The sequence below is a fragment of the Mesorhizobium sp. M0598 genome, from assembly GCF_040320865.1.
Lineage (GTDB): Bacteria > Pseudomonadota > Alphaproteobacteria > Rhizobiales > Rhizobiaceae > Mesorhizobium.
This window is the reverse complement of sequence record NZ_JAMYQL010000097.1, coordinates 1-1649: the sequence shown is the minus strand read 5'-3', so window position 1 is coordinate 1649 and position 1649 is coordinate 1. Positions and strand designations below refer to the sequence as shown.

The window sequence follows — 1649 nt, the reverse complement described above, 5'->3', positions numbered from 1 at the left end:
TCTACTGAGATGGCGTGGCTCGAGGCCGGCGTCCGGAAGCCTCCAGGGAAGGAACCCGCGGGGTGGAGATTTCGGTTTTGCGGCTATGGGGATTTGACGGTTCGGCTTGGTCCGTTGTGACCGCACCGATGGGCTTGGTGGGTGGGCAGGCGTAGCTCGATGGGCTGGCGATGGCTGTGCGCATTGCGATGCGGCCCTTGAAGAGCGGGCGGTTTCGGCGCTGCAGATGGTGCGGGACATGCGATCGGCCGGAGACGCACGATCGCCTCGGGCCGCCGACGACCAGAGTCCTCGGCGGGTATGCAGAGCGATGAAGAGCGGTTTGTGGTCATGGCGCCCTCGTCCAAGGCGGCGCGCGGGCGCGGTCGCCGCCGCGTTCGAAGGTCTCGATGACGATCATCCTGCCGCCGCAGCATGGACATGGCGGCCGCCAGTCCGATGGCGTGGCGGCATCGGCGCCCGTTCCGTTGCATTCGGCCTTGGGCTGCGGCGCGGCGAGAAGTTCGCGAGCGCGCGCGATGTTGGCCTTGGCGTGCGCACTGGCGAGCAGCCCATAGTGGCGGATGCGATGGAAGCCTTTGGGTAGCACGTGGAGCAGGAATCGGCGGATGAACTCGCCCGCTTCCAGCGTCATGGTCCGGTAGCGCTCGCTGCCATTGCGGCGGTAGTCCTTGACGCGGAATGTGACGCCCGCCTCGTCGAGCGCGATCAACCGGCTGTTGGAGATGGCGACGCGGTGGGTATAGCGCGACAGGTAGGCCAGCACGGCCTCGGGTCCGGCGAAGGGCGGCTTGGCGTAGACGAACCAGTTCTTCTTCTTGAGCGGTGCCAGGAATTTAGCAAAGGCGCGCTTGTCGCCGAGGCCAGCATTGTCGCCGAAGAACCTCAGCCGGCCGGCGGCATGGGCATCAGTAAGCTTGGCCAGCAAGAGCCGCCGGAACAGTCTTGAGAGCACGCGCACGGGCAGGAGGAAGCCGGGCCGGCAGGACACCCACCGCTCACCATCGAGCGCGATGCCGCCGCCGGGCACGATCATGTGGACATGCGGATGATGGGTCATCGCCGAGCCCCAGCTATGCAGCACGGCGGTGATGCCGATGCGGGCGCCGAGATGTTTTGGATCGGCGGCGATGGTGAGCATCGCTTCCGAGGCGGCGCGGAACAACAGGTCGTAGATCACCGCCTTGTTGGGATAGGCGATGTCGGCGATCTCGGCCGGCAGCGTGAAGACGACGTGGAAGTAGCCGACCGGCAAGAGATCGGCCTCGCGTGCGGCGAGCCATTCCCTTGCCGCCGCGCCTTGGCACCTTGGACAGTGTCTATTCCTGCAGCTGTTATACGCAATGCGACTGTGGCCGCAGTCCTCGCACGCCTCGACATGACCGCCAAGCGCCGCGGTGCGGCAGGTCTCGATCGCCGACATCACCTTCAGCTGGCCGAGGCTCAAGTGGCCGGCCTGGGCCGCGCGCCAGGCGGCACCATGGCGATGGAAGATGTCGGCGACCTCCAGGGACGGGCGGCGCACCGCCGCCGCGTTATCTGTCCGGTCGTATCTCGCCCTCTGTGAGCAGGCTGATCCGGTCGAGCGGACTCATCACGGTGTGGATCGTCTTGGTGGCGACATGGGCATAGAGCGCGGTCGTATCAAT

At 66.3% G+C, this 1649-nt stretch carries 1 protein-coding gene; it reads right to left on the bottom strand.

What is annotated here, in order from left to right; genetic code table 11:
• Positions 1-328: 328 nt before the first annotated feature.
• Complete coding sequence (locus tag NKI59_RS34870; RefSeq protein ID WP_352709055.1) at positions 329-1525, bottom strand: IS91 family transposase; 1197 nt, start codon at positions 1523-1525, stop codon at positions 329-331.
• Positions 1526-1649 lie beyond the last annotated feature (124 nt).